16 protein-coding genes and 1 pseudogene are annotated in these 23,335 nt (G+C 40.6%); 6 read left to right on the top strand and 11 right to left on the bottom strand.

Features of this window, described 5'->3' with window-relative positions:
* Positions 1–894: 894 nt before the first annotated feature.
* On the bottom strand, positions 895–1,983 hold the full coding sequence (locus tag NPX99_RS06705; RefSeq protein ID WP_269031106.1) for a YrzE family protein: 1,089 nt from the start codon (positions 1,981–1,983) through the stop codon (positions 895–897).
* 487 nt (positions 1,984–2,470) lie between these two features.
* Here NPX99_RS06705 and pyrF point away from each other — a divergent pair, with 487 nt between their 5' ends.
* Positions 2,471–3,316, top strand: coding sequence for an orotidine-5'-phosphate decarboxylase (gene pyrF / locus NPX99_RS06700; RefSeq protein ID WP_269031105.1), 846 nt, complete (start codon positions 2,471–2,473; stop codon positions 3,314–3,316).
* Between the two features lie 467 nt (positions 3,317–3,783).
* Positions 3,784–5,286, top strand: coding sequence for a histidine--tRNA ligase (hisS, locus tag NPX99_RS06695; protein ID WP_269031104.1), 1,503 nt, complete (start codon positions 3,784–3,786; stop codon positions 5,284–5,286).
* Positions 5,287–5,629: 343 nt separating this feature from the next.
* Here hisS and NPX99_RS06690 read toward each other — a convergent pair whose 3' ends face one another.
* A complete protein-coding gene (locus NPX99_RS06690) occupies positions 5,630–6,154 on the bottom strand; it encodes a peroxiredoxin (RefSeq protein ID WP_269031103.1) in 525 nt (174 codons plus the stop codon).
* 230 nt (positions 6,155–6,384) lie between these two features.
* Between NPX99_RS06690 and NPX99_RS06685 the strand changes: the two genes are divergently transcribed.
* Positions 6,385–8,010, top strand: coding sequence for an alpha-D-glucose phosphate-specific phosphoglucomutase (locus NPX99_RS06685; protein ID WP_269031102.1), 1,626 nt, complete (start codon positions 6,385–6,387; stop codon positions 8,008–8,010).
* 264 nt (positions 8,011–8,274) lie between these two features.
* Here the strand turns inward: NPX99_RS06685 and fumC are convergent, their stop codons facing one another.
* Positions 8,275–9,663 carry a class II fumarate hydratase gene (gene fumC / locus NPX99_RS06680; RefSeq protein WP_269031100.1) on the bottom strand — a complete coding sequence of 463 codons (1,389 nt, stop codon included), beginning with the start codon at positions 9,661–9,663 and terminating at the stop codon, positions 8,275–8,277.
* A 233-nt stretch (positions 9,664–9,896) separates the two neighbouring features.
* On the opposite strand from fumC, the gene groES reads away from it, so the two are divergent.
* The 3 genes from groES to NPX99_RS06665 all read left to right on the top strand — a co-directional run bounded on the left by groES (position 9,897) and on the right by NPX99_RS06665 (position 12,837).
* Positions 9,897–10,193: a co-chaperone GroES gene (gene groES, locus NPX99_RS06675; protein WP_004865053.1), complete on the top strand. Its 297-nt coding sequence runs from the start codon at positions 9,897–9,899 to the stop codon at positions 10,191–10,193.
* Positions 10,194–10,249: 56 nt separating this feature from the next.
* Positions 10,250–11,893 carry a chaperonin GroEL gene (gene groL, locus NPX99_RS06670; RefSeq protein WP_269031099.1) on the top strand — a complete coding sequence of 548 codons (1,644 nt, stop codon included), beginning with the start codon at positions 10,250–10,252 and terminating at the stop codon, positions 11,891–11,893.
* 611 nt (positions 11,894–12,504) lie between these two features.
* Entirely contained in the window at positions 12,505–12,837 is a 333-nt protein-coding gene (locus tag NPX99_RS06665; RefSeq protein ID WP_269031098.1) for a zinc ribbon domain-containing protein YjdM, read from the top strand.
* Between the two features lie 171 nt (positions 12,838–13,008).
* Here the strand turns inward: NPX99_RS06665 and NPX99_RS06660 are convergent, their stop codons facing one another.
* The 8 genes and pseudogenes from NPX99_RS06660 to NPX99_RS06625 form a co-directional block, all read right to left on the bottom strand.
* Complete coding sequence (locus NPX99_RS06660; RefSeq protein WP_269031110.1) at positions 13,009–14,244, bottom strand: MFS transporter; 1,236 nt, start codon at positions 14,242–14,244, stop codon at positions 13,009–13,011.
* Positions 14,245–14,586: 342 nt separating this feature from the next.
* Positions 14,587–14,826, bottom strand: a pseudogene (locus NPX99_RS06655) (NifU family protein); the annotation flags it as partial.
* Positions 14,827–14,844: 18 nt separating this feature from the next.
* Complete coding sequence (locus NPX99_RS06650) at positions 14,845–15,423, bottom strand: NifU family protein (protein ID WP_269031097.1); 579 nt, start codon at positions 15,421–15,423, stop codon at positions 14,845–14,847.
* 64 nt (positions 15,424–15,487) lie between these two features.
* Positions 15,488–15,979: a universal stress protein gene (locus NPX99_RS06645; RefSeq protein ID WP_269031096.1), complete on the bottom strand. Its 492-nt coding sequence runs from the start codon at positions 15,977–15,979 to the stop codon at positions 15,488–15,490.
* Positions 15,980–16,020: 41 nt separating this feature from the next.
* Positions 16,021–17,091: a tryptophan--tRNA ligase gene (gene trpS, locus NPX99_RS06640; RefSeq protein ID WP_269031095.1), complete on the bottom strand. Its 1,071-nt coding sequence runs from the start codon at positions 17,089–17,091 to the stop codon at positions 16,021–16,023.
* A 78-nt stretch (positions 17,092–17,169) separates the two neighbouring features.
* Entirely contained in the window at positions 17,170–18,741 is a 1,572-nt protein-coding gene (gene murJ, locus NPX99_RS06635) for a murein biosynthesis integral membrane protein MurJ (RefSeq protein ID WP_269031094.1), read from the bottom strand.
* 509 nt (positions 18,742–19,250) lie between these two features.
* On the bottom strand, positions 19,251–21,242 hold the full coding sequence (locus NPX99_RS06630) for a BID domain-containing T4SS effector (RefSeq protein WP_442864052.1): 1,992 nt from the start codon (positions 21,240–21,242) through the stop codon (positions 19,251–19,253).
* Positions 21,243–21,601: 359 nt separating this feature from the next.
* Positions 21,602–23,275 carry a BID domain-containing T4SS effector gene (locus tag NPX99_RS06625; RefSeq protein ID WP_269031093.1) on the bottom strand — a complete coding sequence of 558 codons (1,674 nt, stop codon included), beginning with the start codon at positions 23,273–23,275 and terminating at the stop codon, positions 21,602–21,604.
* Positions 23,276–23,335 lie beyond the last annotated feature (60 nt).

Raw genomic sequence — 23,335 nt, 5'->3', positions numbered from 1 at the left:
AAAGATGACACTGCTACACTTCATCAGGGGCGGGGGATGTATTTTGTGTTGTGGAGGGAGCGGTTTTTAGAATAAAGAGCGGGAAACTATATTTCTATTGACTTTTGAAAAGTTTTCCCTTTTTCCCTATGCGCTTAGCAAACCTAACTTGAAAGCAAAAGTTGTTCAAAAAACACCAGATTCATAAGCTCACACAATACAAATAAGTATGTGAAGAAAAAAATCCAACGATTCTGCTCTAACTTCATAAAAAAAATGCCTCCGCAACCCTAATAAAGTGCACCAGAACCATCCTTGGAAACAAGAAAAAATACAAAAGCGCCGAAACACACTCAGCGTTATATGTAGGGCTCGCGCTTAAGAAATTTGCTTGCCTACAACAATAAGGGGGCGTAATAAAGGGGGACTACTCAAATCATTCCCTCTAAAGAAAAGGCATGGGAAAAGCGTAGAAGCGCGTAAGTTGCTGTCAAAACATTTGGAAATCTACCACCTTGCATCAACACAACCAGTAAAAACAATAGAGAAATAATAGGGGGAATGTAAGGGGAAACTAGGAAAAATGTAAGGGGAAAACCAGCTTTTCCTTGAGCCCACAAAAAGCTTTTAAACGAGACCTGTTTTTCCAGATGAGGTATAATGGAAATACCACGGAAAAAGGAAAAAACATACGAATGCATATATCCCCATAAAACCATGAGGAAGGGCTAATAGTATTCATAAGTCTTTCCACGTAAAAATATGTTGATAGAAAAAAACACTATACATCTATGTTGAGAGCAAAAAGCCTATAAAGAGAAAATCGTTATGCCATGTAAGAAAAGCAGTTTACAAAAAGAGCTGTACAGTTTAGTACAGCTTTTTCTTTATTTTATGCTTTATGCACTTGCAGTTTTACAGCATGAAAGTGTCCTTACGGCTTCTGTAGCCATAATAACCAAAAACACTGGAAATTACGGCGCCAATCAGGCCTCCTAAAAAGCCCCACCAGCCCATCTGAGAGGCTGTTTTGGTGGTTTTAGTTGCAGTGTTTTTTGCTCCCTTTATGGCATCCTCAAGATTGTCCGAGAGTGTTTCTGCCTGTTCTTCAAGAGTTTTTAGAGCTTGTTCTATTTTTGCCTCTGCTCTTTGATAGACATGAAGTGCATGGTTGGCATTTGTTTGTGCTTCAGCGCGTGTCATGCCATCATGCATAAGGGTGTTGATGATATCGCCTCGATCAAACTTTGCTGTTAGCGCCTGTGCACGATCAGAAAGGCGGTCACCCAGATCTTTCAAATAAATGCGAATGTGAGAAGGATCCTTTTTGAAAGCTGTTATCGCAGAACCAATATCGTTAAGGGCAGCTTGATAAGATTGCTTCAAGCGTTCAGGATTGAGAGCAGGTATATCACTTTTATTGAGAACTGTGCGTAATTCAGCACGCAATTTGTCAAAATTGATACCATTGTCATCGTTTTTTGTAAAAAACTTTTCCAAATTTTCGCTGTTTAATTTTGCAAGCAGAGGGGAAAAATTTGTTTTAAAGCTGTCCACGGTTTGTTGGATTGCAGAGGTGTTTTCGAGAGTAGCTTTAGTGCTGAAACTTGCTGTATTTGAAACCACGTGGATGGCTTGGAGCGCCATGATAAGGGTTAACAGAGCCCAAGTGAGAAAGCCATGAAGTATGCCTGAGGATTCTGCAAAACGTCCAGCAACAAATCCTCCCAAAGCAAGGCTGATCAACATGACGATAAGAGATCCCATGCCAACAGAGAGAAAGGTTCCTTCAAAAGGGATGGAAGAGGTGAAGTCCATTTGGCTGAAGCCTAATGCTGCAACCAGAAAGGATAAGCAGATCGAAGTGGCAAGGGCTGTGACCAGTCCAGCAAAGATTGCGGACCATGAAATGGGTGTTTGAAAAAAGGGATATTCTGTTTCTAGAGATGTTTCTCCTAGAAAATGGGTATCGAATGGTGTGTCTTCAGGAATGCGGGTTTCCATGTTTTTATCTCCTTGAATGATGCTGAAGATAAAATGCCTTTTTCTCCATTATGTTCCCCCCATTATATTCCCAAAGAGACAAATCAGTGCGAATGATGCGCCCAAAATGGGTGGAGACGCACCAAAAATGGAGGGGAAAGTCCGAAAGCAGAAAGGAATGATTATAATGGGAGATATCACGTTATGATGGGGGGCACGGATTTTGATGGTGAGACCATTGGTGATACTTCTTTTTAGATTAGAGAGCAATTTATGGAGTATTGGCTTTGTGAGACGAATGTTTTGAAGGAAAGCAGAACAGGCACAACGGGAGGAGGGGAAATGATCGCTTGTTTTCTTTGCAATGTCGTGGAACTTGTTCGGTTCTTTCTGTCGTGGAATGGGAAAATATTTTCTTTTTTGTGAAAACATGATACCGGTCATTTTGATCAATGAAACGCTTTGTCATTGTATTAGAAATTTTAAAAAGACGCCGTTTGAGGATAAAATGTTTCCTGAAAATTTTTTAAAAAAACGTGAGGTCTATGGACCGCTTTGTGTTGGTTTTGATCCTAGTCATAAAGTTTTGCAATCATGGAACTTAAGCTGTGATTATAAAGGCTTAAAAGCGTTTTGTGATATCCTCTTAACAGCGGTTGTGGAGCATGTGGGGGTTATAAAGCCACAAGTCGCGTTTTTTGAGTTGTATGGTGTGGAAGGCCTTCACGTTCTCAAAGAATTGATTGAAGATGCACGAGACCAAGGTTTGTTGGTTATCGCTGATGCCAAAAAGGGGGATATTGGCTCTACTCTTGAGGCTTATGGGAGAGCTTGGCTTGGTTCAAGCAGTCCATTTAAAGCGGATGCACTGACAGTCAATCCTTTTCTTGGTTTTGATGCTCTCATTCCTCTGTTTAAGATTGCAGAGGAAACAGAAACCGCGATTTTTGTGGTTGTTCAGTCCTCTAATCCAGAGGGGAAGTGTATTCAAAATGCGCGCATTGGGGATCAGACAGTTTCTGTTCATTTGGCACAACGTATTTATGATTATAATAGCCAGTCTTTTGCTCAACATCATTCTGTGGGTCCTATCGGGGCGGTTGTTGGCGCAACATTGGGTAGTGAAGCAAAAGAGACAATTGAACAGTTAAAAAACAGCCTGTTTCTCGTTCCAGGGATTGGAGCACAAGGGGGAACAATCACACAATTGACAAACCAGTTTCCGCAAAATTTGTGGCAGAATATTATTCCTTCTGTTTCAAGATCCATTACAGATGCGGGGCGCAACAGTGTTGATTTAAAAGCGCTTATTCGTGACTTTGCGGAACAAGCGAAAAGTACCCTTCTGTCTTGAAGTTTTTTGCCTATGCACGAACTCTGTAACGCCCTTTCCTTAAAGAAGAGTGCTTCTTTCAGAAGATGATTGTCCTGCTTATTTAAAATCAACCGTTGCTCTTCATGCTTTTTGAAAAGCATGTTTCTCATTTGAGATTGAGAGAACGTAAAGCTGTTTGAAGATGAGGGAGATCATGGAGGGGAAAGCGTGGAAATGTGCTGAGAATTATTTAAAGCAGATGTGTTCAGGGGAGAAGGTTGTATGAGGGAGAGATGGGAATTTGCAATTTATGAGATGGGAGGGAGAAGCGTTTTTATCCTCTAAAGATGAGGGGTATGCTCTTTGTAAAGTAAAGATTGGCGTATTGTACAGCAAAGCTTGGTACATATTGTAGAGGCTTCAGATTGATAAAGTCATTGCAGCCTTTGTTTCTATAAGATAAGACACAAGTTATCCGTGAACACAAATTGTTACGAGAGAAAAGCATGTCATCAAAACAAGAAAAAACTAAAGCCCGTTTGCCTCGTGGTTTTGTTGATCGTACAAGTGCACAATTATATGCAACTGAGACTATGATTGCGCAGATTCGTGAAGTTTATGAACTTTACGGTTTTGAAGCGCTTGAAACACCGATTTTTGAATATACGGATGTGTTGGGTAAGTTTTTACCTGATGAAGATCGCCCAAATGCAGGGGTTTTTTCACTTCAAGATGATGATGAGCAGTGGATGTCTTTGCGCTATGATCTCACTGCTCCTCTTGCCCGTTATTTTGCAGAGAATTTTGAAATTTTGCCAAAGCCTTATCGTAGTTATCGTCTTGGCTTTGTTTTCCGTAATGAAAAACCAGGACCAGGGCGGTTTCGGCAATTTATGCAGTTTGATGCCGATATTGTTGGAACACCAACAGTGGCAGCAGATGCCGAAATTTGCATGATGGCAGCGGAGAGTTTGGAAAAATTAGGATTTCAACAGCATGAGTATGCTATTCGTCTTAATAATCGGAAAATTCTGGAGAGTGTCCTAGAGTTGATTGGTTTAGGGGGCAATGAGAAGGTTGAAAAGCGCTTAACAGTTTTGAGAGCCATTGATAAGCTTGATAAATTTGGTCCTGAAGGTGTGCGTTTGCTGTTGGGTAAGGGGCGTTTGGATGAAAGTGGTGATTTTACAAAAGGAGCAGAACTTAAGGACAAAGATATTGATTGTATCCTTGCTTTGCTCTCAGCAGAAGCGGGAACAGCAGAGGAAACGCTTGATGCTTTGAGAAAAGTCGTTGGTCAGAGTGTTCAAGGACTTGAGGGGATTGGTGAGCTTGAGGAAATGCAAACAATCTTTGCCGAAAATGGCATGCAAAACCGCATTAAAATTGATCCCTCAGTGGTGCGAGGCTTGGAATATTATACCGGACCTGTTTTTGAGGCTGCTTTGCTGTTTGATGTTCTCAATGATGATGGACAAAAGGTTGTCTTTGGCTCTGTTGGTGGGGGGGGGCGCTATGATGGGTTGGTGGCCCGTTTTCGGGGGGAAAATATTCCAGCAACGGGATTTTCCATAGGAGTTTCACGCTTGATCGCTGCCTTGCAAAATCTTGGAAAATTGCCTGTGAAAAAAAAGACTGGACCCGTTGTAGTTTTGATGATGGATAAAGAGCCAGAGGCGATTGCCCGCTCTCAAAAAATGGTCATGCAATTGCGTCATGCGGGAATTTGTGCTGAACTCTATTTAGGAGCAGCGGGAATGAAAGCGCAGATGAAATATGCAGATCGGCGTCAAGCGCCTTGTGTTGTCATCCAAGGATCACAAGAGCGTGAGAGCGGAAAAATACAGATCAAAGATTTGGTTGAAGGGGCGCGCTTGTCTCATGAAATTAAGGATAACCAAACATGGCGCGAAAGTCGACCAGCGCAAGTGACGGTTGATGAAGAAGAACTCGTCAAAACGGTACAAGATATTTTGGCAACGCAAGATGCACAAAAGTCTTCAGGCTGAAAAGAACCCCCTTATCTTCTTAAGGAAAATATTCTTGAGAAATACGTTTAAATGGTTACCAAAATTGCTTTGGATTTGTTGATGATGGGGAGAGTGCAATAGAGGCAGCTGTTTTAAAGATGGTATGCACTTTGATGTTCTTTATGAGGGAGGAAAAGGTGTCTTTGGCTTGTCGGTTAAGCGGGCACTGTGATGGGTTGCTTGCAGATTTTTGTGGTGAAAACAGGCGGGCAATAGGGTGCGATGAAAAATTCAAACAAACGGCATAAATTTTTCTTTGTGAGGGAATTTATGCCGTGAGGTTTGTGCTCTTTCAATTTAAAGAGGCGATTTTGAATCGCAATTAGTTTTGCAGTTTTTTTAAAACATTTTGTGGTGAAGAAACTTCATAAGGGTCTGTTGTACAATTGTCTGAAAAACCTGCTTCTTCAAACCATTGTTCAATCACACCATCGTTAATAACAGCAGCATAACGCCATGAACGCATGCCAAAACCGACATTGTCTTTAGCAACTAGCATACCCATTTTGCGGGTGAATTCGCCAGAGCCATCAGGAATTAATTTCACATTTTTGATTCCTTGTGCTTTTCCCCAAGCATTCATAACAAAAGCATCATTGACAGAAAGACAGTAAATTTCATCAATGCCCAGTTTTTTAAATTCATCATAAAGTTTTTCAAAATCGGGTAGCTGAAAGGTTGAGCAGGTAGGGGTAAAGGCGCCTGGAAGAGAAAAAAGAACAACTCGTTTTCCTTTAAAGTATGCATCACTGTTAACTTCTTGCCACCGGTAAGGATTATCTCCACCAACCGATTCATCGCGAACACGTGTATGGAAGGTAACGTTGGGAACGGTTTTTCTCATCATGGGTTAGCTCCTGTCTTTTATTGAAAATTGTGTTTCATTATCGAAAATTATGTTTCAAAACAGCTTTCATCTTTAAAAGCGTGTTTCATTAAGGTGTAAAAAAACTTCTATATTTAATAACTGTGCAAGTATTTCTTCATTCCGTCAAGTGGAATTAAGGAGAATTCGTGGTCGACTTTTAGCGATATTCACTTTAAAATTGAAGCCAAGAGTATAAAGGCATTTTTACGATGATAACGACAGTTTTAACAACGGCTTTTGAGGATCAAAAACCGGGAACATCTGGTTTGCGTAAAAAGGTATCGGTTTTTCAACAGCCCCATTATGTTGAAAATTTTATACAGTCTGTTTTTAACAGCATTGGGGATATTGAGGGAAAATGCCTCATTCTTGGGGGAGATGGACGCTATTTTAATCACACCCTTCTTCAAATTGTCCTGAAAATGGCAGCTGCCAATGGTGTTGCTTGCGTAAAGGTGGGAAGAGGGGGCATTCTTTCTACGCCCGCTGTTTCGCATCTTATTCGCAAAACACGTGCCTATGGTGGGATTATTCTTTCCGCAAGCCATAATCCTGGTGGTTTAGAGGGGGATTGTGGCATTAAATACAATATTTCTAATGGTGGGCCTGCTCCCGATTCCTTGTGTGAGGCTATTTTTGCCGCATCGAGGCGTCTTTCTTTTTATAAAATTTTTGAGGCGCCAGACGTTGATTTAGAAAAAGAAGGCACAAGCTTTATAGGGTCTATGCAGGTTGATATCATTGATCCTGTCGCAGATTATGTTGCTTTGATGCAGGAGATTTTCGATTTTGATTGCATTGCTAAATCCGTCGCTAGAGGGCTTACTTTGCGTTTTGATGCCATGCATGCGGTAACGGGGCCTTATGCACATGAAATTTTTGAAAAATGTTTAGGGTTTCCAGAAGGAACTGTGGTGAATGGTGTTCCCTTACCCAATTTTGGAGGAGGGCATCCAGATCCCAATTTGGTTTATGCCAAGGGGCTTTACGATTTTTTAATGTCGAAGCAGTCCCCTGATTTGGGGGCGGCATCTGATGGTGATGGGGATCGTAATCTTATTATTGGTCGTAAGCAATTTGTCACGCCTTCTGATTCCTTGGCTATTATGGTTGATCATGCCCATCTCATTAAAGCGTATCGCCAAGGTATTGCGGGGGTTGCTCGTTCTATGCCAGCAACGCGTGCTGTTGATTTGGTTGCTGCAAAAAAACAATTAAATTGTTTTGAAACACCAACCGGCTGGAAGTTTTTTGGTGCACTTTTAGATGCGGGAAAGGTAACCTTTTGCGGCGAAGAAAGCTTTGGAACCGGCTCTCACCATATCCGCGAAAAGGATGGTTTATGGGCGGTCTTATTTTGGTTAAATCTTTTGGCGGTGACAGGAAAAACTGTCGCACAAATTGTGCAACATCATTGGCGCACTTATGGGCGCTTCTATTCTTTACGTTATGATTATGAAGAAGTGGAGGCAGAAAAAGCGCATGCACTCATCGAGCATGTGCGTGCCCATTTACCACAGGCGGGAACAGAAATTGCTGGACTCCTGGTCGAAAAAGCAGATGATTTTACCTATCATGATCCCGTTGATCAGAGTGTGAGCAGCAAGCAAGGTCTGCGTCTTTTTTTCAAAAATGGAGCACGGTTAGTGGTGCGTTTATCGGGAACGGGAACCGTAGGGGCAACTTTGCGGCTTTATTTTGAGCAGTATGAAGCTGATTCACGTAAACATTTTCAAGAGCCGCAAAAAGTGCTCCAGCCTTTGCAAAAGGCTGCGTTGAAATTGTTAAATGTAAAACAACAGTTAGGGCGTGAAAAGCCCGATATCATTACATAAAGCTTATGGGTTAGGAAAACGTCTCTCTCTGTCATGTTGTGTGGTGCCTTTGTTGTGTGGTGAGCTTTGCGGGGTTCCAGCTATCATCATTCTCATCTGGCGTGCACTTTGTGGTTATCGTGCGCAGAATTATGTGCTCTTTGCAAGGAGCAATTTTGAAATGATGGAAGAAAAAAACATCGAACCGCGAAGGGTCCGATGTTTTCATCAAGCAAAATCTGTTTTCTACATTCATTGCGTCTTGTCTAGATTTATTGTGTAGGCTTATTGCGGATGAATCATCTTTTTAGGATCAACAAGCCGGTCGTAAGTCTCTCCAGAAACGCCCGCTTTTATTGCTTCAGCACGCAAAGTTGTATCATTTTTATGAGCGGCTTTGGCAATTTCGGCAGCTTTTTCATAGCCAATTTCTGGGGCAAGAGCGGTTATCAGCATTAATGAGCGTTCCATGAGAGAGTGGATATGGATTCGATTGGCACGTAATCCTTGTATGCAATGGAGATCAAAGGAGCGCATGCAATCACCAAGAAGCGTAATCGACTGTAAAACATTATAGCCAATAACAGGTTTATAAACATTGAGTTCAAAATGTCCCTGACTTGCGGCAAATGTCACGCTGGTATGGTTACCAAAGACTTGGCAAGCAACCATCGTCATTGCTTCACATTGGGTGGGATTGACCTTGCCCGGCATGATAGAAGAGCCTGGTTCATTTTCGGGCAAGTTGAGTTCTCCCAATCCTGAACGGGGACCTGAACCCAAGAAGCGGATATCATTGGCAATTTTGAACAAATCGGCGGCTAGGGCATTCAAGCTCCCATGGAAATGTGCAAGGGCTCCATGATGGGCGAGGGCTTCAAATTTGTTGTCGGCGGTCTTAAAAGTGATCCCTGTAAGGCTACTGATTGTTTGTGCAAAAGCAATATCAAAACCTTGCGGTGCATTGAGCCCTGTTCCAACCGCTGTGCCTCCTTGGGCAAGCATTTGCACATCGCTCAGAGCTGTTTCAATGCGCTGAAGGTTGGCTTCTAAGGCAGCACGATAGCCCGAAAATTCTTGTGCGAGAGTTAAGGGGGTGGCATCTTGTGTATGAGTCCGGCCGATTTTGATGATATCGGCAAATTCTTCCTCCTTTTTCTTTAAAGTCATAATAAGGGCTTCAAGAATGGGAAATAAATGTTGGCGTGTTTGCAATGTGGTGGCAATGTGAAGCGCTGTGGGAAAGGAATCGTTTGATGATTGACTCATATTGACATGGTCATTGGGGTGAACCGGTTTTTTGCTCCCTAATTTTCCTCCCAAAAGCATGCTGGCATGGTTAGCAATCACTTCATTGACATTCATATTGCTTTGTGTACCAGAGCCCGTTTGCCAAACAGAAAGGGGGAAATGGGTGTCAAAGGCACCTGCAAGCACTTCGTCAGCCGCAGCAATGATCGCTTTACCGATTTTTTCTGAAAGCTTGCCTTTTTCCATATTGACAACAGCTGCTGCTTTTTTGACAAGGCTTAAAGCATAGATGACACTGAGAGGTTGTTTTTCACTGCCAATATTAAAATTATGCAGAGAACGTTCAGTTTGTGCGCCCCAATAACGATCTTGCCGTACAGCAATCGTTCCAAAGCTATCCGTTTCCTGACGTGTTTCAACCATGATAAGTTCCTTTTTGTTCGCAAATTTAATAAAAAGCTAGATAACGCAAAATAGAAAAGAGAAGCAAGTCTTTGAAAGATCTTTAGGGAAATTATTTTATGAACAATCCTTGACATTGAGAAGAAGCAATTTTATATCTTAACTGTTGTTAGCACTCGTAAGTTGAGAGTGCTAGTAGGAACTTAAAATTAATTCAATTCTATCAATTATATTAAGTTTTAAGGATTTAAAATATGGCTAATATACAATTCCGCCCACTACACGATCGTGTTGTTGTTCGTCGGGTTGAATCTGAAAATAAAACCGCTGGTGGGATCATCATTCCTGATACTGCGAAGGAAAAACCTCAAGAAGGTGAAATTATTGCTGTTGGTAATGGCGCTCTTGATGACAACGGAAAGCGTGTGCCTCTCGAAGTGAAAGCAGGAGACCGTATCTTGTTTGGAAAATGGTCGGGCACTGAAGTAAAGATTAATGGGGAAGATCTCCTCATCATGAAAGAATCTGACATTATGGGAATTCTGGGTTAATTCAGAATCTCAGTTTTTATTTTGTACTATTTGAGATAACTCCAAGGAGAAATTAAATGGCTGCTAAAGAAGTCAAATTTGGCCGTGAAGCGCGTGAGCGTTTGTTGCGCGGTGTTGATATCCTTGCTAACGCTGTTAAGGTAACGCTGGGTCCTAAAGGGCGCAATGTGGTGATCGATAAATCATTTGGTGCGCCTCGCATCACAAAAGATGGTGTATCCGTTGCAAAGGAAATCGAACTAGAAGATAAGTTCGAAAATATGGGTGCGCAGATGTTGCGCGAAGTCGCTTCCAAAACCAACGATATCGCTGGTGATGGAACAACAACGGCAACCGTTTTGGGACAGGCTATCGTACAAGAAGGCGTAAAAGCCGTTGCTGCTGGTATGAACCCAATGGATCTCAAGCGTGGAATTGATGCTGCTGTTGATGAAGTGGTAGCAAATCTCTTCAAAAAAGCGAAAAAAATCCAAACTTCAGCAGAAATTGCCCAAGTGGGAACAATTTCCGCTAATGGTGCTGCAGAAATCGGTAAAATGATTGCTGATGCTATGGAGAAAGTTGGTAATGAAGGCGTTATCACGGTAGAAGAAGCAAAAACGGCTGAAACCGAATTAGAAGTCGTGGAAGGAATGCAATTCGATCGTGGATACCTTTCCCCATATTTTGTCACCAATGCTGAAAAAATGGTGGCGGATCTTGATGATCCTTACATCCTTATTCACGAAAAGAAATTGTCTAATCTCCAATCTCTCCTTCCTGTGCTTGAAGCTGTTGTTCAGTCTGGTAAGCCTCTTCTCATTATCGCTGAAGATGTTGAAGGTGAAGCTTTGGCAACGCTCGTTGTTAACAAGTTGCGCGGTGGTTTGAAAATTGCTGCTGTCAAAGCACCAGGATTTGGTGATCGCCGTAAAGCAATGCTCGAAGATATTGCTATCCTAACATCGGGTCAGGTGATTTCTGAAGATGTCGGCATTAAACTGGAAAATGTCACTTTGGATATGCTTGGACGTGCAAAGAAGGTCAATATTTCTAAAGAAAATACCACGATTATTGATGGTGCTGGACAAAAAGCTGAAATTAATGCACGCGTCAATCAAATCAAAGCGCAGATTGAAGAAACAACTTCTGACTATGATCGTGAAAAATTGCAAGAAAGACTTGCTAAACTTGCTGGTGGTGTTGCCGTTATCCGTGTTGGTGGTGCTACAGAAGTTGAAGTGAAAGAAAAGAAAGATCGCGTTGATGATGCCTTGAATGCAACACGTGCTGCTGTGGAAGAAGGCATTGTTGCTGGTGGTGGAACCGCGTTGTTGCGTGCAGCAAATGCGCTCACCGTTAAAGGAAAAAATCCTGATCAAGAAGCTGGTATTAATATCGTTCGTCGTGCACTTCAAGCACCAGCACGTCAGATCGCTACCAATGCCGGTGAAGAAGCAGCGATTATTGTCGGCAAGGTGTTGGAAAACAATGCGGATACCTATGGTTACAACACTGCAACCGGTGAATTTGGTGATTTGATTGCTTTGGGAATTGTTGACCCGGTGAAGGTTGTGCGTTCTGCTCTCCAGAATGCTGCTTCAATCGCAAGCCTTCTTATTACAACAGAAGCAATGGTTGCTGAAATGCCAAAGAAAGAAACTCCAATGCCTCCAATGCCTGGTGGTGGAATGGGTGGAATGGGCGGAATGGATTTCTAAGATCTTTCGCCAAGATAAAAAGGACGGGTCCATTGGGCCCGTTTTTTTTAACCATTTTTTTCATTCCAAGGGAGCAGAGGGGGGATTGTGGAAGTGTCTATCCTGTGAATTTGGTGCTTTGAGTCCTTTGGGAGTTGTTTCCCCTGTAAAGGTTTTGCGTTCTGTTCTCTCGACATGTTTTTTCAATTGTCCGCTTGTTTTATGACTAACGCAATGCTTGCTCAATGCTGACGAGAGACATTTTATGACGCCTCGTGGAGAAAATGGGTTTTTAGCTTCTTTATAAGGGGAAAAAATGGACAAAGTGAATCCGTTTTATGGGGTTGCTCTTTATAGGATTGCAATGTTTTTTCTTGTACCGAACAGACCTTACCTTTCATTGATGCATTGTTTTCTTAAGAAGTGTTGTGAGGGGTGATGATTTTTTTTTGAGAATGTTCTCTATCGGATGTTATGAAATTTTACCCTTATTTCTTTTGGGGTGCATTTAACCTTTAAGAATTCTGAAGAGAAAATGCCATGTTCGTGTTTTGCTTTAGTCATGGACAATGGACACGTCTTGCTCTATGGAGCTCTAAAGATGATGTTTCTTGAATCAAAGAGGGAATCTTATGAGTGAATATCCTAAATGTCCTCACTGTGGTGGTCTTTATACTTATGAAGAGGGTGAAAATTTTGTCTGTCCTGAATGTGCACATGAATGGCCCCAAAAGAGTGAAGAACCTACCCTCGATATCGTTTATGATGCCAATGGTCAGGTTTTGACAAATGGGGATAGCGTTATGGTGGTAAAAGATCTTAAAGTAAAAGGCGCTGCATCGGTTCTCAAGAGTGGAACGAAGGTGAAGAATATTCGCCTTGTGGATGGGGATCATAATATTGACTGTAAGATTCCGGGCATTGGTCAGATTGGCTTGAAGTCGGAATTCGTAAAAAAGATTTGAGAGGAACTAAAGTTTAAGCATGTTCGTTTGTTAAAGCGCAATTGCTTGTGCCGAAGATATAGGGGGTGTTTGAGATGAAGATAGAGGGGGGCGGAATTCCTTCCATTCTTTTAAAGTTTTCAAATATCATAACCATTTGAAAAAAGAAATGGCATGGAGATCTCAAAGAGATCAATGATCGTTATCACTTGTCGTGTTAAGGGGTGCTCTCTCTTTCTTTTTCTTCAGTTTTATAACGCCAATCATTCCAGTGGAAATAATGAGTGTAGACATAGCTAAAAAAGAACTCACTAATCCCACAAGTGCAAAAAGCCCAGCAATAAAGCCAGACACGGCTTCAGCAGAGTTTGCTAAAGTTGAAAAGGTTCCAAAACTCTTACCCAAATTTTCACGACGAGAGTATAATTGGATCGCTGAGACTAAACTAATATCCACAAATGCACCAATAAATCCCAAAACAAATGCTAACACGAGAAGGAGTTTTAAAGAAAGTGTTGCAGCTAAAGGCATAACAAACATAATAATTCCATAGAGAAGCCAAAATACCATGAGCTTCAACGATGTAATATTGAATATCATTTTACTATATAACAAACCACCTAGAAGAGTTCCTACAGCAATGAGAGAAAATAGAGAACTCACAAAGCTTTCCTCTCCACCCTTGGAAAGTACAAAAGCTGGAATTAAAAATCTTAAAATTGCACCCGTAAAGAGAATAGCAAAAGACGAGCCAACCAGTGTCATAAATAAATTATTATTTTCTGTAGAAATATCTTTAAGATAGGAAACTGTTTCTCGATAAATTTTTATAAAATGGAATGATTTCTTCTCATTTGCATTGAAATTCGTGAGATTAAATAATACTATAATAGAGAGAAAATAGGTAAAAAGATCAAAAATGAGGACTGTTGATTTATTGGCGAAAAAAAGCAGTACCGAACAAATTAAAGGGCCAATGAGGGATGCAGTCTCTTCTATAATTTGTGAAACGCTATTTGCCTTTGTCAGATCATTTATTGAAAATATTTTCGGAATAGCAGCTTGAAAACTTGGTTGAAAAAGACTTCTTCCTATCGTTGTACATATTGCCGCAAAAATAAGAACAATAATATGTGTACTCCCTGTTATAGAGGTTATAAAAACGAGTAATGAGGCTAATAATCTCACAAATTCACTGAAGATCATATTTTTCTTCAAAGAAAAATTATCAGCTAACCAACCTCCGATAGGACCAAAAAAGAGAAAAGGGATAAAGCGAAAAAAATACACAAGACCTGTAAAAAGGGGGTTATCTGTTAATTCTAAGACAAGTAAAATAAATATAACTTCATAAGCAGTATCACCAACTTTAGAAATAAAGAGAGAAAAAAAAAGAGACAATGGACTCTTTTTTAAAAATAAATTCATATCAACCATTCGATATTATAAACTTTTCTATAATTAAAGTTATATTACCTTTAATAAAATTGGTGATATAAACTTCAAAGAAATCTTATATTCTCATAAATCGCTTCATGCGTTAAGTGAAAACTTTTAAAAAAGCACGCATTATGATGTAAGAATTTGGATGGATATTAGGAAATATCATCCTTTTTCTTTGATCTTATAAGAGAATAGAAAATGATAAAGGACTTAAAGTCTTCTTTGTTTTTATGGATGACATGATGGGGTTGGGGGATTTAGTTTTATGACAGTATAGAAGTACTCTTTTCACGGATGTATTTGCTTATCGCTGTTTTGATCTCATTTTTATTGTGGCATTGCTTCTACACCTAAAACTTCTGGAATAAAATGCCGTAAAAGATTTTCAATTCCATGTTTGCGTGTTGCGGTTGAAGAGGGGCATCCGGCGCAGGCGCCGCGCATATTGAGATAAACAATAGCATTTTCAAAATCGCGAAAAGTGATATCTCCTCCATCATTGGTAACGGCTGGGCGAACACGTGTTTCAAGAAGCTCTTTAATTGTTAGGACAATATCAGCATCTTTTCGGTGTAGTTTGCTTTTTTATTGTGGCATTGCTTCTACACCTAAAACTTCTGGAATAAAGTGCCGTAAAAGATTTTCAATTCCATGTTTGAGTGTTGCGGTTGAAGAGGGGCATCCGGCGCAGGCGCCGCGCATATTGAGATAAACAATACCATTTTCAAAACCGCGAAAAGTGATATCTCCTCCATCATTGGCAACGGCTGGGCGGACACGTTTTTCAAGGAGCTCTTTAATTGTTAGGACAATCTCGGCATCCTTTTCATCATAAAATTCTTCGTTAAGCGCGTCGGTTTGTGCTTGTGCAGAGGCATTGGTGGTGATAACCGGATCACCAGAGAGAAAATGCTCCATAATTGTGCCTAAAATAATGGGTTTTAGATGTTGCCATTCGCCCTCTTGTTTGCTTACCGTGATGAAATCATAACCTAAAAAAACACCATTGATATTAGGAATATTGAACAGTTTCGCAGCGAGAGGTGAATTTTTAGCCGCTTCTTCACGGTCACGAAATTCTAACACACCTTCGGAAAGAACCACACGACCTGGCAGAAATTTAAGCGTTGCAGGATTGGGCGTGGTTTCAGTTTGAATAAACATAGACTCTCCTTTATATAAGGCCTTTTAGATAAGGGATGAGGAGGATCATGATCTCTCATCCTATTTAAGCTATAGATTCAATGTTTTCATCGGCAATATTACTCGGAATAACGGTAACAGGAATTGAAAATGCCGTTCCCCGATTTCCGATAAGTTGAATCAGTGGTCCTGGTCCTTCTGCATGGGCACTGGCTGCTAAAACAATCAGTGCAATCTCTTTATCTTCGTTGATGAGTTTAGAAATTTCATCAATTTTTTCACCTTCACGGATAATGATTTCTGCTTTTAAAGCGTGTGTTTTGCGTACATCATGGGCAATTTCTCGCAATATTTTATCAGCAATTTGCGTTGATTCTGTGCGCATAACGTTATTGACACCCAGGAAATGTTGAAATTCTATACTGTCTACAACACAGAGCAATACCAATGTTCTGTTGGTATTTTGCGCATGTTGGGCGGCAAATGCAACAGCACGCCGGCATTCTGGTGTTTCATCGATAATGACTAAAATTTTTTTCTTATGAGATTTTTGCGGACTTTTTCTCTTAGAAACCATGGGTTGCTCTCTGTATTCTTGACCATTGAAGCCTTATTGTTTCATGTATCCTGTAAAAAACCAACAATTTCGCGGATTTTTTTCATATTTTTTTCTGCTAATGCACTGGCACGTTGTGCGCCATCACGCAAAACAGAGTCAATATAAGCATTGTCTTGATGTAATCGACGCAATTCTTCTGTTATGGGTGCAAGTTTATGGACGACAAGGTCTGCTAAGGCTGTTTTGAAAAGTGAAAACTGTTGCCCTGAAAATTCTAAAAGAGCTTTTTCTTTGCTTATTTGCGCAAAGGCAGCATAAATACCAAGCAGATTGTCGATTTCGGGTCGCTCTTCTAGCGCTGTTAGTGTATCGGGAAGAGGGACGGAATCCGTTTTTGCTTTGCGGATTTTTTTGGCAATAAGATCAGCATCGTCGGTTAAATTAATGCGCGAAAAATCGGAAGGATCTGATTTGGACATTTTTTTTGTACCATCGCGCAATGACATAATGCGCATCGCTGTTTTGCCTATCAGGGCTTCTGGCAGGGGAAAAAAGCCTTGTTTTTCTTCTTCACCTATTGGTATCGAAACAGCAAAATTTAAATCCGCAATGCGTTTAGCGTAGTCGTTATTGAATTTTTGTGCAATATCGCGTGTGAGTTCAACATGCTGTTTTTGATCTTCGCCTACTGGAACATGTGTCGCACGATAGAGTAAAATATCAGCGGCCATCAGACTTGGGTAAGCAAAAAGCCCAAGGGATGCTTTTTCACGATCTTTTCCCGCTTTATCTTTAAATTGTGTCATGCGTTGGAGCCAACCAATACGAGCAATACAATTAAAAATCCATGCAAGTTCAGCATGTTGGAAAACACGAGATTGGTTAAAAATGATGTGTTTTTGCGGATCAATACCAGCCGCTAAAAAGGCAGCCGTGACTGCTCTGGTTGTTTCAGTCAAAGTAAGGGGATCAGGATTCACTGTAAGCGCATGCATATCGACAACACAGTAGAGGCAATGATAGGATGTTTGCAGCTCAACCCAATGTTTGATGGCGCCAAGATAATTGCCAAGATGTAAGTTTCCACTCGGTTGTACACCAGAAAAAACAAGCGGTGTGAAAGTGTCCATAGAAGTGTTCTTTCTTAAAATCAAATTATTTCTTTTGCGTTTTGTGTCAAAATGCCTTTCTGAAAGCAAGTTAAAATATTAGAGCCGTTTTTTGAAGTTTTTGAGGGTGAGGAAAAAAGAACGCGTATCAATTAAAAAATAAGCGCTAAAATAGACCAAGAAGAGAGAAACCATTATCCCTGATAACGTGCTAGCGCGCAAGAAAAATGATGCTTGTGAGGATAAAGGGAAAGACAAAAAGTCAAGTCTATTTAGGAGATAATGAAGGACCATCGTGCTTAAAACAGTGACGAGTATCAGACAGGCAATGCGTTTTATCAGTTGTGCATCAATTTTCCAATAACCACGTTTGAGGAGAACAGCACAAAGCAAAAGGAAGTTCACCCATCCAGAGGTGATTTCGGCAATGACAATGCCAGGAGCGGATAATATGGGGAATAATATTAAAGCAAGACTGATATTGATGAAAACACAAATGCCGGTGAAAATCATCGGTGTTTTTGTGTCTTCATGGGCAAAGAAATTGGGAATAAACACCTTAATGAGGACAAAGGCTGGAAGTCCTAATCCATAAAGTCCAAGGAGTTGTGCAACATGGTGCGTTGACTCACTGGTAAATTGTCCACGTTCAAAAAGTAAACTGACAATGGGAGTGGAGAGCAGTAAAAAGGCAACTGATGCAGGCAGCGTTAATAAAAGGGTGAGTTCAATAGAGCGGTTTTGCAAATCATGCGTTTCTTCATGCTTTTTGCCGCGCAAAGCTCTTGTCAATTCTGGTAAAAGAACAGTTGCAATAGCAATTGCTATCACACCTAGGGGTAGTTGATAAAGGCGATCAGCATACATCAAAGAAGATACAGCACCAGATTGGCTGGAAGCAATGTTGGTATTAATGAGCAAATTGATTTGCGTGATTCCTCCTGTGATGGCAGCAGGGAAGGCTAAAGTTAAAAGCTTACGAACATTGGGACTAAAATGGGGGCGGCGAAGGAGAATTTTCATGCCACTGCGACGCAAAGCAACAGCGATGAGGGTGAGTTGGAGAATTCCTGCAGCTAACACACCCCAAGAAAGATTGAGGCCGATATGCCAAGCATCAAGTTGATAAAACCAAGCATAGGCGAGCACACAGATGAGAATAATATTTAAAAAGAGGGGGGCTATGGCTGCGATAAAATAGCGTCGTAGGGCATTCAACATGCCCCCCATCATGGCTGCTAAAGACATGCAGGTTAAATAGGGAAACATGATTGCGGTAAAATGAATCGTGGCGTTAAATTTTGTCGCATCCTCTGTAAAGCCTGGAGCTATGATTGTTCTTACCAAAAAAGGCATACTGAGTTCCATGGCAATCGTTAAAAGTAACAGCAGCGAAAAGAGAACGCCAAACACCTCTTCGGCGAATTTGCAAGCAGCTTCTCTACCATCTTCGGTAATTTTTTTGGCAAAAAGAGGAACAAAAGCTGCGTTAAAGGCGCCTTCCGCAAAAAAACGGCGAAATGTATTGGGAAACCGAAAAGCCGCATTGAACGCATCGGAAACAGGACCCGTTCCAAGAGCGGCTGCCATTAACATTTCACGGATAAAGCCAAAAATACGGCTCATCAGGGTTCCAGAAGCAACAGTTGCAAATTTTTTAATTAAAATCATAAAAATATATCAGGTTTATTATGAAGGACAGGTGATAAAAAATGAATACAACGCATCAGATCATAAAAATCTGATCAACATATTAATGTAAGAATGTTAATAAATACTCTTTTAAACTGTTTTATGCTGGTGTTTGTCTTTCTGTCAACAAAACTACATGAAGCTGTCTTAAATTATGCTTATTACCTTTGTGTTAAAGCTTTGAGAACTTCCATACAACATAAAAATTCTTTCTCTCAAGCTGAATATATGGAGCTCTGTAACGAATAAAAAAGACGCAGAGAAAGTGGATAAAACGGATTATTCTCTCTGTTGCTGCTTTTTCTCGTTATTATCCATATGGTATCTCTTAGGCATCTTTTTGCTTCTCAAGCTCTCTGTTTTGCTTTTTAAAATCATGATTAGATATTTTTCCTTTTATGGAAGAAAATGATCAATGGGACAGAGCTCTCTTAAAGCGATAATCCAGCGTAAAAAAGAATGAAAAAAGTGAAAATTTATGCGTGCCTTTAGATGGATATTGTCCTTGCATATTCAGCTTTATGTGGTTGAATGCTCTGTTGTATCGCTTTATCTCGCAAGATGATTTCTGTTATTTTCTCTGCTTTAATTGCGGATGGGTTAAAAATTTTTATGTATTTTTTGAAACGGTTTTCTTTTATAGATTGGTGCAGATTTGGTGTTGAGTGTTCTTTAAATCTACGACAAGAAAGCTCTTTATCGGGAATGCTCTGTCGTATCTCTTTTACAGATTGAACGATTTTTGTAATTTCTTGTGCTTTGCTTAATGATGTACCAAGAGTTTTAGCTAGCTTTTCGTAATTCTTTTCTTCTATTGCTTCATGCTCGCTTGGTGATAAGCGCGCATTAATTTTTGCGCTATAAGCTCGTATTTCTTCTCTGAGTTCGAGAGACTGTGATAAGGCTTTTTGCTGTTGTTCTTTTGACAGGGCGCAGAGATTTTCCATCCATTCTTTAGGGACTTCTACCGGTTGTTCACAGCGTTTTTGTTTTGCACAATGGTCCTGCAGAATATCCTGTTCTATTTGTTTAAAAGTATCCACGTAACGATCAATGGCGATACATAGGGGTAAAATATTGTCTTCAGCACGTGCACGCGCGTTATTGATGATGCTACCTATGTTGATACCAGCAAGCTTAGAAATAGATTTAGGGAATTCTATAATTTGACATGCTAGTTTCTCACCCTCAAGGGGATTTTCATGAATTATTTCAAGTTTTTTCTCTAAAATATGCGGATTACCATAAACAATCTTGCACAAAACTTCGATTGCTTGTTTCTTCGCTTGGATGGATGTGTCTTCTTTAATCCTTGCAATGATTTCTTCTTTTGTGAGAGACGCTACTTTTTCTGCTGGAATGAGTATTTGTTGTAAGTCTTGAGCTCTGGGTACGGTAAAGGTCATAGCATCACCAATTTTGAGTGTTTTCAATTGCTCTGGTGCAAGATGCTTCTTATCCCCTATGATGAAAGTACCCTTAGCATCGATCATGAAGCCATTTGCGCCACCACCTCTATAGAAGCCTGTATAGGTTTCCTCTTCTTTCGCCGTGAGAACAAGACGCTCTTTCATATTCTCAACCCCAATCTTTTTCATGTGGTCCATGAATTCCTTTAAAATGAGCGTTTTTTCTGGATTGGAGATATCGTCAAACAGATGCTTCATCGGTTCTGAATCCCCAGATTGCAGTGATGCAATACTGGCAAGCTTCATGCGTTCTTCGGTGACCAGAGAAAAGTCTAACTTGTGACCTGCAACTTCAGCAAGTTTTTCAAAAAACATCCTTTGGGTGCGTCCATTGCCCTCTCTGAAAGGATGCGTATAGTTCAACTGTATCATCATTTCAGCAGCATTTTCAACGAATGCTTCGCGGCTTAAGCCTTTTAAATTATTCTTCTCGGTTAGTGTTCTGTCTAAATTTTCAAGGCCCTCTTGGACCTTTTTCCCTGATGCAAAAGAAATATTTGCTTTTTTCATTTCTGACATACAGGCAACGGTGCCATCTTTAAAGGTAAAAGGTTTCTCGCGCGTTTTTCCAGCCCATTCAAAAGTGTTTTTAAATAAAGTGTTATGAATATAGAGGAGATAGGCTGATGTTAGCTTTTGTGGTGGTGCTTCTTGGCGCAGATTAATGATTGCTTTTGCTGAATCATGAGCACACTGCATTTGTAATTTACCATAATCTGTTAGGCCATATTTATTTTTTAGTGTGACACTGTTTGGATAAAAAAAATTGCGCGGTGATATATTTTTTTCTTTTAGAGGAAATGTGTTTTGCAGATTTTTTGGCTGTGGCGCTGTAAAAAAAGAAGGAGCATCCATTGTCAAGATTGTTTGTTGCTCTGGTGTGAGATGCTTTTTATTTCCTATGATGTTCGTCTTATGGATATTCATCATGAACCCATGTCTATAACCTTCATAGGAGCCATGATTAGATGGCTTTTTTGTATGATCATTGTAAAACGATATTTTTTTCATTCAATCCTCTCATTTTCAATTCTCTCAAGGTATGCGTAGAATTCCTTGAATTCCTTTAAAACAAGCAATTCTTCTGAACTGGAAATATTCTCAAGATCATGTTTTATAGGCTCTGGAGTGCCATGGTGCGGCGTTGTCGTGCAGACAAATATCTTGCGTTTTTCTCGTGTGAAGCTTTGCAAATGTAAAGAAGGGGGATGTTCAGCCCATTTAAATGGGCTGCGCAGTTTTATGATGAAGTTTTAGCAATTTGCTGATGAAACGACGGAGGTATTTTATATTTTCCGTAACAGCACCAAGGATTTTGGTGCAATGATTTTGCGTCGATTGCACCAAAGGGGCAGGAAAAATAAAACTGTTTATCTGGTGAAAGCCATTGTTTTTTGTGCTTCAGTTCTTCGTGGTCGCACGTCTGGTGGATTTTTGTCTGTTTGCCTAGAGGTTTCACCAGTTTTTTGCTGTATGTTGTCTGACGAGCGCTCGAGCTGTTTGTGAGATTCTGATGAAAGTTGCTGTTTTTGCAAGCTTTTCTCTAGGCTGCGAGAATGTGCATGGCGTCTTTGTTTTTCCTGATGGCTTTCTAAAATGTGTTCTTTTGCATGTTTTATAGCTTCTGCATAACCTTCAATAGCATTCCCTAGATGTGTAAGAGCGTTTTCAGCCTGTTTGCGTGTATTACTTTTAAAGCCATGGAAATTGTGACCAGCAAGTTTACCAAAACAACCGGGGTGATTTATAACTTGCCATGCAAGCTGTTCTCCCTCAGCAGGAGCTTTTTCAACTGTTTCAAGCCTATACTGCAAAACATTTGGGTTACCATAAGCAATTGTACACCAATATGTAATTTCTGCATGACAATATTTGACCGCTGTATGACTTTTAACTCTGCGAGCAATTTCCTTATGGGAAAGGGATTCCATTTCTTGCTCAGGCTTACGCGGATTTTGTAAATCTTCAGCTATTTCAGTTAGGTCCATTGACGTTCTATGGCGTGTGTGTTTCCCTAGATGGCTCTGCGAAATGTTCTCTTTTGCCTGTTTTACAATATCGGCATAATTTTCAAGGGCAAGACAGAGGGATGAAACCTGCTTTTCAGCTTCTTGGCGTGTTTTACTTTTTACACCCAAAATTTGTTTTCCAGCAAGTCTGGCAACAAGGGCAGGATTTCCTGCAACTTGCCATGAAAAACTTTGTCCCAACATGGGATTTTTTTCGATTTCTGCAAGTTTTTTTTCAAAAATATCTGAGTTGCCATAAACAGTTTGAGACAAATTTTTGATTTCGTCCCTACAGGTTTGAACCAATGTATTGTTTCTCACTTTGAGGATAATTTCCTCTTGCGAGAGAGACATAGTTATTCTTGAGGAAGCAACAGTTTGAGTCGCTGTATTGCTTTGCTCTTTTTTTCTTATACGTGGTGGTTTTGGGGGGGGAGGTGTTGCGTATAGATCTTCACGTTCTTCAGATGAAATGCTGCTTGTTTGCACGCCTTTCCTGTCTCGTGTTTTTGGTGGAGTAGGTGGAGCAAGTGTTGCGTATAGGTTTTCACTGTCTTGAGAGGAAGTGCTGTTTGTCTGCATGCCTCTCTTGTCTCGCATTTTTGGTGGAGTAGATGGAGTAGGCGATGCGTAGAGACCTTCACTGTTTTCAGATGAAGTGCTATTTGTTTGCATACTTCTTGCACGTGGTGGTTTTTGTGGAGCAACTCTTATGTTTGCAGTTTCACTTTCTTGTGTGGTTGTTTGGCTTTGTTGTTTGTCTCTTGCGCGCGGAGGTCTTTGTGGAGCAACTCTTATGTTTGCAGTTTCACTTTCTTGTGTGGTTGTTTGGCTTTGCTGTTTATCTCTTGCGCGCGGAGGTCTTTGGGGAGCAGCTCTGGTGCGTAGGGTTTCTTCTGGGCGTTTGGGGAGAGGTGGTTCTTGCTCCTTTGGAGAAGTTTTGGAGGTGATTGGTGTTGCGGGAGAGTGTTCGCCCTGTTCTTGAAATTTTTGCATCATGCTCGCTATAAAAGGGGATGGTTGTCTTTTTTTCATGCATGTTTCCTTTCAAACTTTTACACTCTTTTTAAATCCCCCTTCGCGCCTTTCTCCATC

The organism is Bartonella sp. 220B, assembly GCF_026930205.1.
GTDB lineage: Bacteria > Pseudomonadota > Alphaproteobacteria > Rhizobiales > Rhizobiaceae > Bartonella.
Note: the sequence above shows the minus strand (reverse complement) of the source record. Positions and strands in the feature narration are given on the sequence as shown.

Bases quoted from the DNA above. Each gene is read 5' to 3' on its own strand.
- NPX99_RS06705 (WP_269031106.1), bottom strand. From the start codon at position 1,983: ATGGAAACCCGCATTCCTGAAGACACACCATTCGATACCCATTTTCTA.
- trpS (WP_269031095.1), bottom strand. From the start codon at position 17,091: ATGGACACTTTCACACCGCTTGTTTTTTCTGGTGTACAACCGAGTGGA.
- NPX99_RS06685 (WP_269031102.1), top strand. From the start codon at position 6,385: ATGATAACGACAGTTTTAACAACGGCTTTTGAGGATCAAAAACCGGGA.
- groES (WP_004865053.1), top strand. From the start codon at position 9,897: ATGGCTAATATACAATTCCGCCCACTACACGATCGTGTTGTTGTTCGT.
- NPX99_RS06630 (WP_442864052.1), bottom strand. From the start codon at position 21,242: ATGAAAAAAATATCGTTTTACAATGATCATACAAAAAAGCCATCTAAT.
- NPX99_RS06650 (WP_269031097.1), bottom strand. From the start codon at position 15,423: ATGTTTATTCAAACTGAAACCACGCCCAATCCTGCAACGCTTAAATTT.
- NPX99_RS06645 (WP_269031096.1), bottom strand. From the start codon at position 15,979: ATGGTTTCTAAGAGAAAAAGTCCGCAAAAATCTCATAAGAAAAAAATT.
- NPX99_RS06625 (WP_269031093.1), bottom strand. From the start codon at position 23,275: ATGAAAAAAAGACAACCATCCCCTTTTATAGCGAGCATGATGCAAAAA.
- NPX99_RS06665 (WP_269031098.1), top strand. From the start codon at position 12,505: ATGAGTGAATATCCTAAATGTCCTCACTGTGGTGGTCTTTATACTTAT.
- NPX99_RS06660 (WP_269031110.1), bottom strand. From the start codon at position 14,244: ATGAATTTATTTTTAAAAAAGAGTCCATTGTCTCTTTTTTTTTCTCTC.
- pyrF (WP_269031105.1), top strand. From the start codon at position 2,471: ATGTTTCCTGAAAATTTTTTAAAAAAACGTGAGGTCTATGGACCGCTT.
- fumC (WP_269031100.1), bottom strand. From the start codon at position 9,663: ATGGTTGAAACACGTCAGGAAACGGATAGCTTTGGAACGATTGCTGTA.
- murJ (WP_269031094.1), bottom strand. From the start codon at position 18,741: ATGATTTTAATTAAAAAATTTGCAACTGTTGCTTCTGGAACCCTGATG.
- NPX99_RS06690 (WP_269031103.1), bottom strand. From the start codon at position 6,154: ATGATGAGAAAAACCGTTCCCAACGTTACCTTCCATACACGTGTTCGC.
- groL (WP_269031099.1), top strand. From the start codon at position 10,250: ATGGCTGCTAAAGAAGTCAAATTTGGCCGTGAAGCGCGTGAGCGTTTG.
- hisS (WP_269031104.1), top strand. From the start codon at position 3,784: ATGTCATCAAAACAAGAAAAAACTAAAGCCCGTTTGCCTCGTGGTTTT.